This window comes from Gemmatimonas phototrophica (assembly GCF_000695095.2).
GTDB classification, from domain to species: Bacteria; Gemmatimonadota; Gemmatimonadetes; order Gemmatimonadales; family Gemmatimonadaceae; genus Gemmatimonas; species Gemmatimonas phototrophica.
Window position 1 is genome coordinate 4,430,148 of sequence record NZ_CP011454.1, and the last position, 14,656, is coordinate 4,444,803.

A 14,656-nucleotide genomic window follows, 5' to 3' on the forward strand; every position below is an offset into this window, starting at 1 on the left:
TCCGTTTACCCGTGCCGCCGCCGCCCAATCGCGTCCACCACCAAGTCGGCAATCGACTTGGTAAAACGCACGGTGGCCCGGTCGGGCACGGCCCCACTCAGCCGGTCGCAGTAGAGGCAGCCGACAACCTTGCCCAGCACGATGAGCGGAAACACGCCGAACTGCGGAATGCCCATCTGCTGCGTCCAGCGCAACTCGGCGGTGGTGAAGCTGCGGTCGGCCGGCAGATACGCCGCTTGCCGTTGCTGGGTAATGGCGACAATCGGACCACCACGCACACTCACGGGAAACTCGAACTGCGGGATGAGCGCTTCCACGCCCTCCCCCAGTCCGGTACGCGCCACCAGCGATTGACGATCGGCGGTGAGAAAGCAGGCCAGCACGCGCTCGTATGGCCCACCACGCACGATCGCTTCCAGTGACTGCAGCAGCACTGCGCCAATGGAAGCGCCCGACGTCGGATCCACGATCTCTTCCAGTTCGGCCCGCAGCCGCGCCCGTAACGTCATCTCGGTGGGCGCCTGATGTGCCGACTCGGCCTCCGTTTCCTGCGCCGTCACGCTGTCGCCCAATGCAGAACGCGCGGCGGTCGCCAACTGTCGAAAGCGCAGGCGATCAGTGGCGATGGCAGGATTGACGAACAGCTCTCGCGTTTCCTCGAGCGCGTCCGTCACCACGCCGCCCACCTGATCGCGTGTCAGCTTCACCTTGGCGCCATGCTGCGCCAGCAGCGTATCGACCGCGGCGTTGATCTCGGCGGGTGTGGCGTCGAGTTTGTACAGCGCTTGCGTGAGATCATGACTGAAGGCCGTTACCGCTGCCACCTGTGACGCCGACGCGGCAGCACGCGCGCGCATTCCTTGCACCACCGCATCGGGGAGCCCCCAATGACGAGCCACTTCGGCGCCCAGATCGGTGTAGGGAAAGCCGAGCACCATTTTCACGGCCGCCGTCTCGCTGCGGCCGTCATCCTTCATGAGCGAACGAATACGGCGGTAGTCGTCGGGAAAGTGTCCGGCGATGAGCACTTCGCCGAGGTTGCGGAACATGCCGCACAGGTGTGCCTCTTCCGGGTCCTGCAACTGCAATCGCGTGGCCGTGGCGCGCGCGTGATTGGCGGTGAGCAACGACAGCAGCATGAGCTCTTTGAGCTCCGGCGATTTGCGCGAGTAGTTCTCGAACAGCAGCAAGCTGCCTGCCAGCTGCCGTACGGTGCGGGCGCCCAGCATCATCATGGCGTGGGTGGCGCTCTGGATGGGGCGCGCCCCGCGACGGTAGTGCACACTGTTGGCGGTCTTCACCACGCTCAACGTGAGACTGTATTCGCGCAGTACCACGTTGGCCAACCGCTGCAGCGAATTGGCATCATCATCGAGCGCGGACAGCGTGTCGATGATCTGCTTGGAGAGCGCAGGAAACTCCGCCCCTTCCAGGATGCGCGTGAGGCGCGCCCGGACGGGGGGGACATCGGCTGCGGTCGCCGCTGGCGAGAGGTCGGTGGGAGCCATCTCTGTGAATATCGGCCGCCCCCGGCGGTATCTTACCGGGGCGCTGCGCATTTTGGGGCGCCACCACCCTGCCACTCCCACCACACCACACATGCCGCGTTCCACTGCTGCCAGCCCCAACGCCCCCAAGGCCATCGGTCCGTATTCACAGGCCACCTGGGCCGGCGATCTACTCTACTGCTCGGGGCAGACCCCCATTGACCCTGCCGTTGGTCAGTTGATTGATGGCGACGTGGAAGCGCAGACGCACCGCTGCTTCGACAACCTGCAGGCGGTGGTGGAAGCCGCCGGGCTGACCATGGACGATGTCATCAAGTGCAACGTGTATCTCACCGACATGGCCAATTTTCAGGCAATGAACCGGGCCTACGGGACGCGCTTCAGCGAGCCGTATCCGTCGCGGACCACGGTGGCGGTGGCCGGACTGCCGCTCAACGCCGCAGTGGAAATTGAACTCATCGCCAAGCGGTCCTGAGCGATTGGCGACGGCCGGCGCACGCTGTTGGTGCGCCCGGCCGCGTCCAGTCAGGGAACACGGGGCGAAGGATCAACGCTCAACAGCGTTCGTACCGCCGTCAGCAGGCCAGACACGGAAAAAGGCTTGTCCAGAAATCCATCGAGCGGCTCGGCCTTCTCCACCAGATTGTCCTCGTCGGCGTAGCCGCTCATGTAGAGCACGCGCAGGTCGGGGCGCAGCACCCGGGCCGCGTCGGCCAGTGTGCGACCGCCAAAGTCGGCCATCACGACATCGCTCAACAGCAGGTCAATGGGCCCCTCGTGCAGTTCCACCACCGCCAAGGCGTCGGTGCCGCACATCGCTTCCAACACCGTGTACCCGGCATTTTTGAGAATGCGGGTTACTAACTGACGGACCCCCGTTTCGTCTTCCGCGACCAGGATCACTTCTGTGTTGTGTGTGGCACTCAGTCGTGAGACTACGGCTGGCTGGGACACTCTCGGCTCGGGCTGATCCACCACGGGCCACAGGATTTGAAAAGTAGAGCCGTGGCCCAGCTCGCTCTCCACGAGGATTTGTCCGGCCCCCTGCTTCACGATGCCATACACGGTGGACAGCCCCAACCCGGTGCCTTGGTCGGGGAGTTTTGTGGTGAAGAAGGGCTCGAAGATCCGCGCCTGGATCTCGTCGCTCATCCCTACCCCCGTGTCCGTGACCCGCAGCTCCAACCGCTGGCCTTCTGCATGCTCGACATTGCAGGTGCCGATCGTGAGCACTCCACCGTGCGGCATGGCATCCCGGGCGTTCACCGCGAGATTGAGCAACACCTGACGCAGCTGCCCCACGTCGGCCCGAATCCAGGGGTGGGCGGCCCGCAGGTCCACCGAGAGGTGCACCTGCTCTGACAGCAGCCGCTGCAGCATGTTCACGGTCTCACCGATCACCCCGTGCACATCCAGCGGTGCGAGCTCAATGGGGGCGCGCCGGCTGAACGAGAGCAATTGGCGCGTGAGTCCGGCGGCGCGTTCCGCCGCATCGCGTATGGCCTGCACCGTGTGGCGGCGCTCATCCGTGGCGTCGAACGTGTCATGCAGACAGTCGGCGAACCCGCCAATGATGGTGATGAGGTTGTTGAAATCGTGTGCCACCCCACCCGCCAACCGGCCGATCGCTTCCATTTTCTGGGCGTGCCGCAGCTCGTCTTCCGCCTTCCGCTGCGCCGTGATGTCGAGACCGTAGCCCAGCACATGCTGGACGTTCCCGTTGGCGTCGCAGACCGGGGACACCATCCGGCGATAATGTAGGGAAGTCCCGTCGTGAGAACGCAGGGTTTCCTCAAAGGTCAGTGACTCGCCCGACTCGGCAACCTGGCGAATCGTCTGGAGTCGCTGGCTGGCCACCTCCGGGGGAAAGCCCCGACTTTGTGCATACTCCACGTCGGTCTTCCCCACAATCCATTCGCGCACCGCGGGATTGGCAATGGCGCTGGGGGTGACATACTCGTAGTGGCCTTCGGGGGAAAATACCGCCAGCTGCGCCGGCATGGCTTCCAGGATGCGCCGAAAAAACGCCTGTACCACCACCAGATCATCCGCCCTCAGGGGCGGCGGTTCCGTTGGAGCTGCTGCACCTGAAGGAGGAGTGGACGCGGAAGACTGCGGGGTTTTCGTCATGGCATCGTCGCCAAAGAATGAATCAACATGCAGGAGGTTACGGCAGAGCCTGCCGTGCGTCCAGCGATTCCACAATGAAATTCAGTTTTCACATTCTCGTATGTGAAATACGTAAATTATTGCCAATCCACGTGTTATTGGATTCCATCGGCGTGGGAAGCCTGACGCGCGAGCGGAAGCCACACGCGAAAGGTGCTCCCGTGGCCAATGGCTGACTCAACGGAAATGTGCCCGCCGGCGGCGGCGACCCGGTCGTACACAATCGATAATCCGAGCCCGGACCCCTTCCCCACATCCTTTGTGGTATAAAACGGTTCGAAGAGCCGCCGTTGCGTTTCTTCGTTCATGCCGGTGCCGGTGTCACCGACGTGCAGCTCCACCCACGCCGGCGAATCTTCAGCGGTATCCCGATGCGAGTACCGTGTGGCAATGCGCATCTTTCCCCCCGTCGGCATCGCGTCCTGGGCATTGATGATCAGGTTGAACAGCACCTGATCCACCTGCGACGCACTGAGGGAGACCTCGATCTGTTCCGATTCCAGCGTCAGCTCCACTGCGACATCCGAACGCATGAGACGCTGAGCCAATTGCAGGGTCCGCCTGATGCATTGATGCAGATCCGCTGAGCGCTGGGTGGCGGTATGGTCCCGGCGCCCCGATGCCAGCAACGACGCACTCAGCGACCGGGCCCTCCCGGTCGCTTCCAGAATCCCGGCCAGCATGGCCAGGTTCTCCGGGTGCTCGGTGGTCTGCTCCAATTCGGTTACATAGCTCTCAATGACCGTAATGAGATTATTGAAATCGTGCGCCACACTGCTGGTGGCGAGTGTGGAAGAGGACGACCCCGGCTCGACGGCAGGCTCTTCTGACATTCACTTCCCGGTGAGGATGTGATTCACTTCATGTAATAGTTCGCAGCGGCATTGTGATTAGCAACCGAACTTAACTATACGAGACAGTATCAGTTTTATGACGACCGGCGCGCGGTAATGGCGTCCACCACCAGATCCGCCACCGACTTCACGTAGCGCACCGTGGCCCGATCGGGGGAGGTGACCGGACCCGTTCGGTCACAGTAGATGGCGCCGAGCAATTTTCCGTGAACAACCAGCGGAAAGACGCCGAATTGCGAGACCCCGTGTTGTTGCGCCCACCGCAGCTCCTGCGGCAACGGGACCCGGTCGGTGGGGACGTAGATCGGTTGGCGCAGCTGGGTCAGCGCGACCACAGGCCCACCACGCGATGACACGGGGAAAACGAAACGAGGCAGCAGCGCATCAATCCCCTCCCCCAACCCGGTGCGCGCCACGAGTTGCTGACGGTCGGCCGTGAAAAAGCACACCAGCACCCGATCAAATGGCCCTCCCCGCACAACGGCCTCGAGGGCGTGCAACAGAAACGCCCCAATGGTCGCCCCGTGCTGGGGCACCACCATTTCCTGCAGCTCCTGGCGCAATCGTGCCCGCAAGGTGAGATCGAGCGGGGACTCCACCACCGTCACATCGTCGAGGGGGAGTTCCAGTCGCGTCCCGAAGGTCGTCCGCGCCACCTGCGCCAGATCGCTAAGCCGCAGACGTGTTTCTGCGGTGCCGGCGTGCGACAACAGTTCGCGCATTTCCGTCAGGGCGCCCGACACTACCCGCCCCACCACAGGCGCCGTCAGGCGCATGGACGCCGGTGCGGCCGCGAGCAATGCCTCCACCACCTGCCCGGTGGCCGCGCCTTTGGCGGGAAAGTACAACGCGCTGGTCAACGCGTGGGCAAAATGGGTCGCCTGAACGGTGGGAGCCATCCCGTGGGCGGCCGCCAGCGTGTCGGCGGGCGTCCCGCCAGCGGTACGCAGCATGGTGTGCACCGTCTCGGGGAGCCCCCAGGCGCTGGCCACTTCCGCACCAAACTCGTCGTAACTGAAGCCCAACACCATGCGCAGCGCGACTTCCTCGGTGCGTCCATCCTCGGCAATGATGGAGCGGATACGGTCGTAGTCGTCCTGGAAATAGCCGGCCACCAGTACCTCTCCCAGTGACCGGAACATGCCAGCCAGGTAGGCCGCTTCCGGGTCGTCGCAGCCCAGGTGTTCGGCGGTCACGCTGGCATGGTAGGCGGTCAGCAGCGACCGCAGCATGAGCTCGCGTAGCACGGGCGAGCGCTTGCGGAAGTGCTCAAAGAGCACCGTGGCGGCGGCCATCTGCCGCACCACCTGCGCCCCCAGCATCATCATGGCGTGGGTGACGCTCTGGGTGGGGGCCGCCCCACGGCGGTATTGGGCACTGTTGGCCAGCCGGAGCACGCGCAACGTGAGGCCGTACTCGCGCAACACCAGATTGGCCAGTCGCTGCAGCGCGTCCTCATCACCGCTATTGGTGATGGCGTCCACCACGGACTGCGACAAGGCGGGGAAATCGGCCCCGTGCATGATGCGCGCGTACCGTGCGCGCAAGGCAAACGCCTTGTCGGTATCGGTCCCTGCGTCAGGGGGCAGGGCCTCAGGTATCGTGGTGAGCTGGAGCAGCGACATGTCGGGGAGTATCGACCGGACTGCCAGCGAAATGAGCCGGACACGCGAAGGCGGTCGGCCGCAGGGAGTGCGCGCCGACCGCCTTGGAGTAACGGGAGCTTCCGGTGAACGTCAGGTGAAGTTCACATCACCATAAAGGGTCGATCAGATGCTGGCGGGAGGCGCACCGGCCTTCTTGATCCGGTACTCCTTATGTCCATCGCGCTGCTGCCCCTTCATGGCGTCGTAGATGGCGGCTGCCTCGGCGTTTTTTCCGGCCTTGAGCGCCGCACGCATCTTCTCCACGGTCACCAGAAACTCCTTCATCCCCGCCTGGTACCCCGCGATGAACTTGGCCTGCTGCGCAGTCGGCACCTTGGCCTTCTTTTCCGGCTCGAAGGCGAGCGCCGCCTTGGCGTTGGTCTCAATGGTGGCCAGCTGCTCGAGGGTGTTGGCATTCTTGCTCGGGTCTTCGACCTGACGCCCCACCGCCTTGAAGGCCGTGTTCATGGCGCTCATCTTCTTGCCAAGGGGCGTCTTTTCCTCGTCCTGCTGAGCGGACGCGGTGCTTGAAAGAGCAAGCGCCAAGACACACGCGGCACCAAACTGGCGGAGATGCGGAAACGTACGCAGAGACATGGGCGGGAAAGGAGCAGGGGTGGGAAAGAAGGCGCACTTCCGGCTGGCTTACGGAGGCACCCTACCATAAGGCTACGCGAAACGCGGAATGTTCGCTGACATACCACGGAAGAGCCAGCAAAGTGCCGGTCCGGCGCGTACAATCCCCTATCGGCCGTGGCTGCGCGGGGCGGCATCGTCGCCCCCGGCCCTCGCCCCCCGCCTTTTCGCCCATGTCAGACACCAACCACGCGCCCGACCGGCGCAACTTCGTCACCAAGGCCGCCGCGGTTGTTGTGGGCGGCCTCATTTCGGTGGTGGCGCCCGTCGCGGGACTGTTTACCGTTTTTGATCCGCTCCGGCGAAAATCCGATACCCGCGGCCTCGTGCGCGTCGCGTCGCTGGCGTCTCTCCCCGAGAGCGGCGAGCCCCGCAAGTTTCCGGTGCTCGACACCCTCATCGACGCCTGGAACAAGACGGAGAACGTGCCCGTGGGGTCGGTCTACCTGCAGAAAACCGGCGACAATACCGTGCGCGTGCTCAACTCCGTCTGCCCCCATCTGGGGTGCTCGGTGGGGTACAACGCCAGCAGCCACGGCTATTTCTGCCCCTGCCACCGCAGCAGCTTCGCCCTCGACGGCGCCATTGCCGACCCCAAGAGCCCCAGCCCGCGGGGCATGGATGAGCTGGAGGCGATCGTGAAGGACGGCGAGGTCTGGGTGAAGTTCCAGAATTTCCGCAAAGGCTCCCCCGACAAGATCCCCGTCTGATGGCCGAACCGTCGAACAACAGCCGGCCCGGCCTCGGCGCCTGGCTCGACAACCGGACGGGATACAAGGGGCTGCTGCACGAAGTGCTGTTCGAGAACGTCCCCGGCGGAGCGCGCTGGCGCTACGTGTGGGGCAGCACCCTCTCGTTCTTCTTTGTCGTGCAGGTCATCACCGGGCTGTTCCTGTGGATGTCCTACAGCCCCAGCTCGCAGACGGCCTGGGAAAGCGTGTACTACATCCAGCACCAGATGCTGGGTGGCTGGTTCCTGCGCGGCCTGCACCATTTCGTGGCCCAGGCCATGACGGTGTTGCTGGTGCTGCATCTCATGCAGGTCATCATCGACGGCGCCTATAAAGCGCCGCGCGAAGTGAACTACTGGTTTGGCGTGGTCCTGCTGGTGCTGGTGTTGGCGCTCTCGCTCACCGGCTATCTGCTGCCGTGGGATCAGAACGGCTACTGGTCCACCGCCGTCTCCACCAACATCGTGGGCATGAGTCCGGGACTCGGACAGCCCATGCAAACGGTAGTGGTCGGCGGCGCCAGCTACGGGCACCACACCCTCACCCGCTTCTTTGCGCTGCACGCCGGCATCATTCCGGGGCTCATCATCGTGTTCATCGTGGGACACGTGTATCTGTTCCGAAAGCACGGCCTTACCCCCAAGCAGCCGCTCAAGGGCCCTGATCAGGGCTTCTGGCCGGAGCAAGTGCTGCGCGACGCGGTGGCCTGCCTCGCGGTGCTGGTGGTGGTGCTGTTCTTTGTCGTGCGCGAAGGTGGCGCGCCGCTGGGTGCGCCGGCCGATCCGGCCGAACAGTTCTCGGCGGCCCGCCCCGAGTGGTACTTCCTGTTCCTGTATCAGCTGCTCAAGTACTTCCCCGGCAAAACGGAAATCATTGGCGCCATTGTGCTCCCCACCCTGTGCATGGCGGTGCTGGTCGCCATCCCGGTATTGGGGCGCTGGAAGCTGGGGCACCGCTTCAACCTCGGCTTTGTCGGCGCGCTGCTGTTTGGCGCCGCGCTGCTCACCTGGCAGGCCGTGGCCGAAGACAGAAACGACGCCGAGTACCAGGTGGCCAAGGTGGTCTCCAAGCGGGATGCGGAGCGGGCAGTGGTCCTCGCCAATGGCGGCGTGCCCATTACCGGCGCGCTCACGCTCATGCGCGACGATCCGTACACGCAGGGACCGCGCATCTTCTCACGCAACTGCGCCTCCTGTCATCGCTTTGATGGCCACGACGGCATGGGCAATGCGCTGCCGGCCGACTCCATCTCCGCCTCCGACCTGAGCGGCTTCGGGTCACGCGAGTGGGTGCAACGCTTCCTCAACGCCGACTCCATTCTGTCGCGCAAGCATTGGGGCGGCACCATTCACGCCGAAGGCGACATGGCGCTCTGGCTCGCCGATCACATCCCGGAGAGCGACGAAGAAAAGGTCACGCGCCGCAACGTCGTGCTGGCGCTGTCGTCGCAAGCCAAGCTGGCGGCGCAGGCAGAGCTCGACCGCACGGACAGCGTGCAGATTGCGCTCGGCATTCAGTACATGCGCAACACCAGCAGCGGCTGCGCGGAGTGCCACAAGTTTCAGGACGTGGGCACCGACAGCCCTGAGCTCACCGACTGGGGCTCGCGCGAGTGGATGATTGCCTTCGTGAACGACCCCACGCATCCGCGCTTCTTCGGGCGCGACAACGATCGTATGCCCAGCTACGGCACGGAGAAGAGTCTGTCGCAGCGAGAAATCGAGATGGTCGTGGACTGGATCCGGAAGGAGTGGTACAGACCCAAAGTGAAGGCGGAACAACGGTGACGGCGTTGCGCAGTTAGTCAGAACTTCCGGCTGTAACCTACGCGCACCACCTGCGTCTCCAAGTAGTCGGTGCTGACGACGGTGAAGTTGCTCCCGCGAATGGTGCGCTCCACTTGCATGGTGTTCAGCAGGTCGGTGGCGTTGGCCACGATTTCTCCCTTGCCCTGCTGCACGGACTTCTTGAGTCCAAGGTCGAGGGAGAAGCGGCTCCCAATGAATCCCTGCGGCAGCAGGTCGCGGGCGAGATAGATATTGGAGATTTGTGCCTGCCACTCGTACGGCAGCCGGAGCGCCGCATTGAGCTTGGCTGATCCTGAGGTGAGTTGCTGAGGTGCCGCAGTGAAGGTGGTGGGCACCGGGTACTGGTTGACCACCGTGAAGGCATCCTGCGATTTGCGATACACATTGGCGTTCGCGCTGAGCGAGATGCGCGGAGTCAGGGTCTGCTGCCACACCACTTCGGAACCAGTACTGGCGCTGCGCCCGGCGTTCTGAAACACGTTGTACAGCAGCACGCTCCCCGGGACCTGCGTGGCAATGCGGGTGATGGTCCCATCCACGACGCGGTGATAGGCCGCTGCGTACAGATTGCCGCTGGACCAGCTGGTCTTGTATCCCACTTCGGCCGACGTGGAGAATTGGGGCTGCAGCGCCGGATTTCCCACCTTGATGAGCTCCGGTTCGTCGTACTTGGGGAAGATGCGGATATCCACTTCGTTGGGCCGGTCCACCCGTCGATTGAAGAACAATGACAGTTTGTTGGACTCGTTGAGCTTGAGCGCCGCGCGCACGTTGGGAAATGGACGGATATACGTGTACCCGTCGCTCTTGTACGTGTTGTGGTCCGGATTGACCTCGTAGTCCACCTGCACACTCTCCAGGCGCATCCCCCCTTCCAGCTCCACCCGCTCCGTCTCGAAGACGTAGTTGGTGTAGAGTGCCGGAATGGTTTCGCGGTACGTGGCCCAGCCGCCGGCTCCGGTATCGATGGGGGAGTTCTGCCCCGCGAAGAACTGCATGTTCACCGGGATTGAGCGATAGCGTCCCTTGAACCCCGCTTCCACACGCCCGTGTCGCAGCGGCTTGGTGTAGTCGGCATTGAGGTCCACGACGTGTTCATCAGACAGCAGCTTGAACGCATCCTTGCCGGTAAACGCCGGGAGCGTATTGGTGAAAAAGTACTGTTCGTCTTCGCGATGGAACGAGTAGTTGCCGGTAAATGCCAGGACATGCCCGGGCTGTGAAAACCGATGCGTAAACACGGCGGTGCCAAAGGCCGTGTACTTCACTTCGTCTTCGAGGAACTGCCAGAGCCGATAGCGATTCTGCAGCGTGCCATCGAAGTACGGATTGTCGCCGTTATCCAGAATCTTTTCGCGGTTGAAGAGTCCGGAGACATTCAGGGTATTGCGGTCATTGAACGCATGGTCTACCCCCGCACTGATGGTGGCATAGTCGGTGCGCCGGTTCCGCTTGACCTGCTGCACAATGACCTGCCCATCGTCGTAGGTTCGGGTGGCAAATTCATTCTTGTTGAGCGTGGGTGCGTAGAGCCAGTCGGCTTGCACAAAGCTGTTGGTGGCCCCCTCGCGATAGTTGAGCCCCAATGACGGATTGAACTTGGGCGTGCCCTGAAATTGCGGACGAATCGTCGGCAAATTCTCTCGGCGCTCCCATAGTGCGCCTGCTCCGCCCATCAGCCCGACTTTGCCGTTGAAGCCGTTCTGCTCCTGTTTCTTGAACACCAGATTGATGATGCCGGCACTGGCGTTGGCATCAAAGCGGGCCGAGGGATTGTTGATGATTTCAATACGCTCGAGCGCCGACGCGGGCAGGTTATCCAATCCGTTCTGTGAGCCGTAGCCCGTCAGCGCGGTCTGCTTGCCGTCAATCAGAACGACCACCTTGTCGCTGCCCCGCACGAGCACCTTGCCGTCCTGCGACACGGTCACCCCGGGTACGGTGGACATCGCCTGCAGCACCGACCCGCCGGTCTGACTGATGTTGTCCGCCACGGCGAAGGTCTTCTTGTCCAACGTTGCAGCCACGGCATCGGTGGCGGCCGTCACGGTGACCTGCCCCAAGGCCTGTGCTTCCTTGACCATGCCAATCGCGCCAAGATCAAGGAACGTGCTTAGTTCGCCAATCAGGACCCGTTGGCGATTGGGAGCGTAGCCAACGGCGCGCACCAGCAGGATGTAGACCCCCCTCTTGAGGCCGGTAAAGGTGAACGCCCCGACCTCGTTGGTCAGTCGCCCGCTCACAAAGGCTCCGTCTTTGTCCGCCAGCAGCTGCACCGTGAGAAACGGCAGCGGCGCTTTGTTCTGCGCATCCTGTACTCTGCCAAACACGGTTGCACCGGTAGCCGGGGGCTGTGCCGCAGCGACGGCAGCGAGGCACGTCGAGGACACGCACAACAGCAAAGCACTGGCGAGGAGGCGGAAAATCACAAGTGGTGATAAGGGGTTGGTAAACGGAGTACTGGGCGCAGCACAAACGTAGCTGCGGAGTATGCTGGTAGGCTGTATGATGGGACGAGTCGCACGTGGATGGGAAATCATCTTTCGAGAGTCCGGACATGACAACGACACTTCTGGGCAGACGGCTCGGACTGGCAGGGGCACTTGGATTGGTGTTTGCTATGGCAGCCTGCGGCGATGCGCCGCCGGAGGCGGGCAAGCGTGAAGATCCGCGCCCCAACATCGTCTTCGTCCTGCTGGACGATGCGCGCTACGACGATCTCATTGATCATCCGTTTGCCGCGCTCCCCAATCTGAAGCAGCTGGCCGCCGAAGGCGCGTCGTTTCAGCACTTCTATACGGCGGCCCCTCTCTGCTCGCCCAGTCGGGCGGTGTTCATGACCGGGCAGTATCCGTATCACAACGGGATCACCGACAACGGCGAACGGGCCGAGCGCAGTCATCAGATTGTTACCTTCCCCAAGTTGCTGCACGATGTGGGGTATCACACCGGCTTCTTCGGGAAGTGGCACATGGGGCACGAAGATGATTCTCCGCGCCCGGGCTTTGACCGGTGGGTGAGTTTTGTGGGGCAAGGTGTGTACTTCAACCCCGATCTCAACATTGACGGGGTCCCGGCCAAGGCGCAGGGGTACATGACCGACATCCTGACCAACGAAGCCGTGTCGTTCATCAAGGCAGCGCCCGACAGTCAGCCGTTTCTGGTGTTCATGGCGCAGAAGGCGGTGCATCCGGAGATTCACCCCAACTATGTGCGCTCATTTCCGCCGGCGCCGGGTGATGAGCAATTGTATGCGCAGGACACCGTACCGCATGGCCCCAGCTGGCGTGCCCCAACCACCGGCAAGCCGGCGCTCCAGCGACCCCATGATGCCAGCGACCCGCGCAGCCCCAAAGGCGGTCTCCCCGATAGTGTGGTGAAAGATCGCCTGCGCATGCTGAGTGCGATTGATCGCAGTCTGGGCGTACTCATTGCCGCCCTCAAAGCGCGCGGCGTCTACGACCAGACGGTGTTCGTGGTGACAAGTGATCAGGGGTTCTTTTACGGAGAGTTTGGCCTCGCCCAGGAACGCCGGCTGGCGTACGAACCCAGCATTCACATCCCGCTGATTGTCCGACATCCAGCGCTGGCCAAGGCGGGAGCGACACCACGCGCGCTCTCCAGCAACGTGGACATTGCTCCCACCCTGCTGGCCATTGGCGGCGCCGCCATCCCCGCGAGCATGGACGGTCGCTCTCTCCTCCCTGCCCTCGCCGCCGATACCGCCACCATCCGGCAGGACATGCTCATTGAGTATTACTCCGACAAGGAGTTCCCGCGTCTGCAGGGCATGGGCTATCAGGCCGTGCGCACCGATCGCTACAAGTTCATTCGCTACAAGGAACTGCAGGGAATGGACGAACTGTACGACCTGCAGAACGATCCGCATGAACTGGACAACCTACTCCCAAACCGCGCGCCAACCGCAGTACTGCGCGAGATGACGGTCCGGTTGAATGCGCTCACATCGGGGAAACAGCAGTAACGGCGTTATGGGTCATGGGTTATCGGGTGACCGAGTAACTGCGGTAGCTGCAGTTACCGCAGTTACGGGATAACCCGGTAACCCATAACCCATAACGCCTTTACAAAAGAATCCGCCCCTCTGTGCTCGCCGCCAAAAAGCTGTCCACGTCCGCCTCGCTCATGTCGCGCCAGCCTGGGGTCACGTTATCCAGCTTGCCGGCTTTCATCCACGCTTCGAGTGTGCCCACCTGCTCGTACAATTGCTCGAAGTCGTCCACAATGAACAGCAGTGGCTGGTAGTGATCAATTTCGAAGTGCTGATTGATGACCCACTCCAATTGCAGCGGATAGCGCTGCACACTGTCGCTGGTCACGCTGTGCACGATCTCGCCATAGCTGGAGAGCAGTCCTGAGCCGTAGACGGTGATGTCATCATGGGTGCCGCCGCGCATGAGCCCGAATTCCACGGTGAACCAGAAGTAGCGCTGCAGCGCGTTCTGAATGCTCGACAATCGGCGCCGCTGTTCGGCCCGGTCGGTCATGCCACTCACCATCTCGGCGGCCAGATGCGCGCACGCCCCAAAGCGCACCAGCGTTTCGGCAAAGGCCGGGTCGGTGTGCATGGGCACGTGCCCGGCAATGTCGTGAAAGATGTCCGGCTCGGGGAGATAGTCGAGCGACTGCCCGTCACGAATGGTGATCGTGGTGGGAAACTCGCGACGGCTCAGGCAATCGAAGAAGTTGAACGCCGGCACGAACCCACTCACGGCCTTGGCGCGAAAGCCCGTGCGCGGCGCCATGAATCGGTTCACGTCTTCCAAACGCGGCACCTTGGTGGCCTCGAAGCACAACGTATCCAGCCCATCGAGAAAACGGCGATTGGCGTGCCGCTGCCACAACCCCTGCATGCGCGCATACAGCCGCTGCCACGTGTCGTGGTTCTCCGCCGAATACAGCTCGTACGGCTGCGTGATATACATCTCGCCATTGGCCACCGCCTGCTCAATGTACGGAGCCTTGGTCGTAGTGAGCCCGATGCCATCCGCAAGAACCTGAGATACCGCCATAAACCTGCCCTCAATGCAAGGAAAAGCGTAACCGCGTCATGAGTCATGGGCTATCGGCGTACCGAGTAACCGCGGGAACTGCTACCGCAGTTACGGGATGACCCGATAACCCAGGATCCATAACGCCGTTACGCCGTTCCGCCGTTCCAAATGTGATCTCTCCCCGTCACAGCGCCGGTGCGGGTAAACACACTGTGCGAGGACTGCGCACGCCGGGCCTTTGCTGCCGCATCATGCGCGGCACACCATGCCATTCCAACCTCATCGGATT

General features: G+C 62.7%; 11 protein-coding genes. 4 read left to right on the forward strand and 7 right to left on the reverse strand.

All coding sequences use genetic code 11. The features are described from left to right. Window positions 1–5: 5 nt before the first annotated feature. A complete protein-coding gene (locus GEMMAAP_RS18660; protein WP_026850937.1) occupies window positions 6–1,508 on the reverse strand; it encodes an HDOD domain-containing protein in 1,503 nt (500 codons plus the stop codon). Window positions 1,509–1,599: 91 nt separating this feature from the next. Here GEMMAAP_RS18660 and GEMMAAP_RS18665 point away from each other — a divergent pair, with 91 nt between their 5' ends. Then, a complete protein-coding gene (locus GEMMAAP_RS18665; protein ID WP_026850938.1) occupies window positions 1,600–1,983 on the forward strand; it encodes a RidA family protein in 384 nt (127 codons plus the stop codon). Between the two features lie 50 nt (window positions 1,984–2,033). Here the strand turns inward: GEMMAAP_RS18665 and GEMMAAP_RS18670 are convergent, their stop codons facing one another. From GEMMAAP_RS18670 to GEMMAAP_RS18685, 4 genes are all read right to left on the reverse strand, one after another. Continuing rightward, window positions 2,034–3,638, reverse strand: coding sequence for a PAS domain-containing sensor histidine kinase (locus tag GEMMAAP_RS18670; RefSeq protein WP_082821493.1), 1,605 nt, complete (start codon window positions 3,636–3,638; stop codon window positions 2,034–2,036). Window positions 3,639–3,772: 134 nt separating this feature from the next. Beyond that, complete coding sequence (locus GEMMAAP_RS18675) at window positions 3,773–4,510, reverse strand: sensor histidine kinase (protein WP_026850939.1); 738 nt, start codon at window positions 4,508–4,510, stop codon at window positions 3,773–3,775. A 95-nt stretch (window positions 4,511–4,605) separates the two neighbouring features. Beyond that, a complete protein-coding gene (locus GEMMAAP_RS18680) occupies window positions 4,606–6,156 on the reverse strand; it encodes an HDOD domain-containing protein (protein ID WP_026850940.1) in 1,551 nt (516 codons plus the stop codon). Between the two features lie 144 nt (window positions 6,157–6,300). Continuing rightward, entirely contained in the window at window positions 6,301–6,774 is a 474-nt protein-coding gene (locus tag GEMMAAP_RS18685; protein ID WP_026850941.1) for a cytochrome b562, read from the reverse strand. Between the two features lie 212 nt (window positions 6,775–6,986). Between GEMMAAP_RS18685 and GEMMAAP_RS18690 the strand changes: the two genes are divergently transcribed. Together GEMMAAP_RS18690 and GEMMAAP_RS18695 are read left to right on the forward strand one after the other, a co-directional pair. Then, entirely contained in the window at window positions 6,987–7,523 is a 537-nt protein-coding gene (locus GEMMAAP_RS18690) for a Rieske (2Fe-2S) protein (protein WP_026850942.1), read from the forward strand. Beyond that, window positions 7,523–9,331 carry a cytochrome b N-terminal domain-containing protein gene (locus GEMMAAP_RS18695; protein WP_053334592.1) on the forward strand — a complete coding sequence of 603 codons (1,809 nt, stop codon included), beginning with the start codon at window positions 7,523–7,525 and terminating at the stop codon, window positions 9,329–9,331. Before GEMMAAP_RS18690 ends, GEMMAAP_RS18695 begins: the two co-directional genes overlap by 1 nt. Before the next feature lie 17 nt (window positions 9,332–9,348). Here GEMMAAP_RS18695 and GEMMAAP_RS18700 read toward each other — a convergent pair whose 3' ends face one another. Next, window positions 9,349–11,742 (reverse strand): TonB-dependent receptor, encoded by a 2,394-nt coding sequence (locus tag GEMMAAP_RS18700; protein ID WP_202969165.1) that lies wholly within the window; start codon window positions 11,740–11,742, stop codon window positions 9,349–9,351. 167 nt (window positions 11,743–11,909) lie between these two features. On the opposite strand from GEMMAAP_RS18700, the gene GEMMAAP_RS18705 reads away from it, so the two are divergent. Continuing rightward, a complete protein-coding gene (locus tag GEMMAAP_RS18705; RefSeq protein WP_082821495.1) occupies window positions 11,910–13,337 on the forward strand; it encodes a sulfatase-like hydrolase/transferase in 1,428 nt (475 codons plus the stop codon). Between the two features lie 100 nt (window positions 13,338–13,437). Here GEMMAAP_RS18705 and GEMMAAP_RS18710 read toward each other — a convergent pair whose 3' ends face one another. Continuing rightward, the gene (locus tag GEMMAAP_RS18710) at window positions 13,438–14,385 is read right to left on the reverse strand and encodes a phenylalanine 4-monooxygenase (protein WP_026850945.1); all 948 of its coding nucleotides are present in this window, start codon (window positions 14,383–14,385) and stop codon (window positions 13,438–13,440) included. Window positions 14,386–14,656 lie beyond the last annotated feature (271 nt).

Coding starts and splice junctions, on each gene's coding strand:
- GEMMAAP_RS18660 (WP_026850937.1), bottom strand. CDS start 1,508: ATGGCTCCCACCGACCTCTCGCCAGCGGCGACCGCAGCCGATGTCCCC.
- GEMMAAP_RS18665 (WP_026850938.1), top strand. CDS start 1,600: ATGCCGCGTTCCACTGCTGCCAGCCCCAACGCCCCCAAGGCCATCGGT.
- GEMMAAP_RS18670 (WP_082821493.1), bottom strand. CDS start 3,638: ATGACGAAAACCCCGCAGTCTTCCGCGTCCACTCCTCCTTCAGGTGCA.
- GEMMAAP_RS18675 (WP_026850939.1), bottom strand. CDS start 4,510: ATGTCAGAAGAGCCTGCCGTCGAGCCGGGGTCGTCCTCTTCCACACTC.
- GEMMAAP_RS18680 (WP_026850940.1), bottom strand. CDS start 6,156: ATGTCGCTGCTCCAGCTCACCACGATACCTGAGGCCCTGCCCCCTGAC.
- GEMMAAP_RS18685 (WP_026850941.1), bottom strand. CDS start 6,774: ATGTCTCTGCGTACGTTTCCGCATCTCCGCCAGTTTGGTGCCGCGTGT.
- GEMMAAP_RS18690 (WP_026850942.1), top strand. CDS start 6,987: ATGTCAGACACCAACCACGCGCCCGACCGGCGCAACTTCGTCACCAAG.
- GEMMAAP_RS18695 (WP_053334592.1), top strand. CDS start 7,523: ATGGCCGAACCGTCGAACAACAGCCGGCCCGGCCTCGGCGCCTGGCTC.
- GEMMAAP_RS18705 (WP_082821495.1), top strand. CDS start 11,910: ATGACAACGACACTTCTGGGCAGACGGCTCGGACTGGCAGGGGCACTT.
- GEMMAAP_RS18710 (WP_026850945.1), bottom strand. CDS start 14,385: ATGGCGGTATCTCAGGTTCTTGCGGATGGCATCGGGCTCACTACGACC.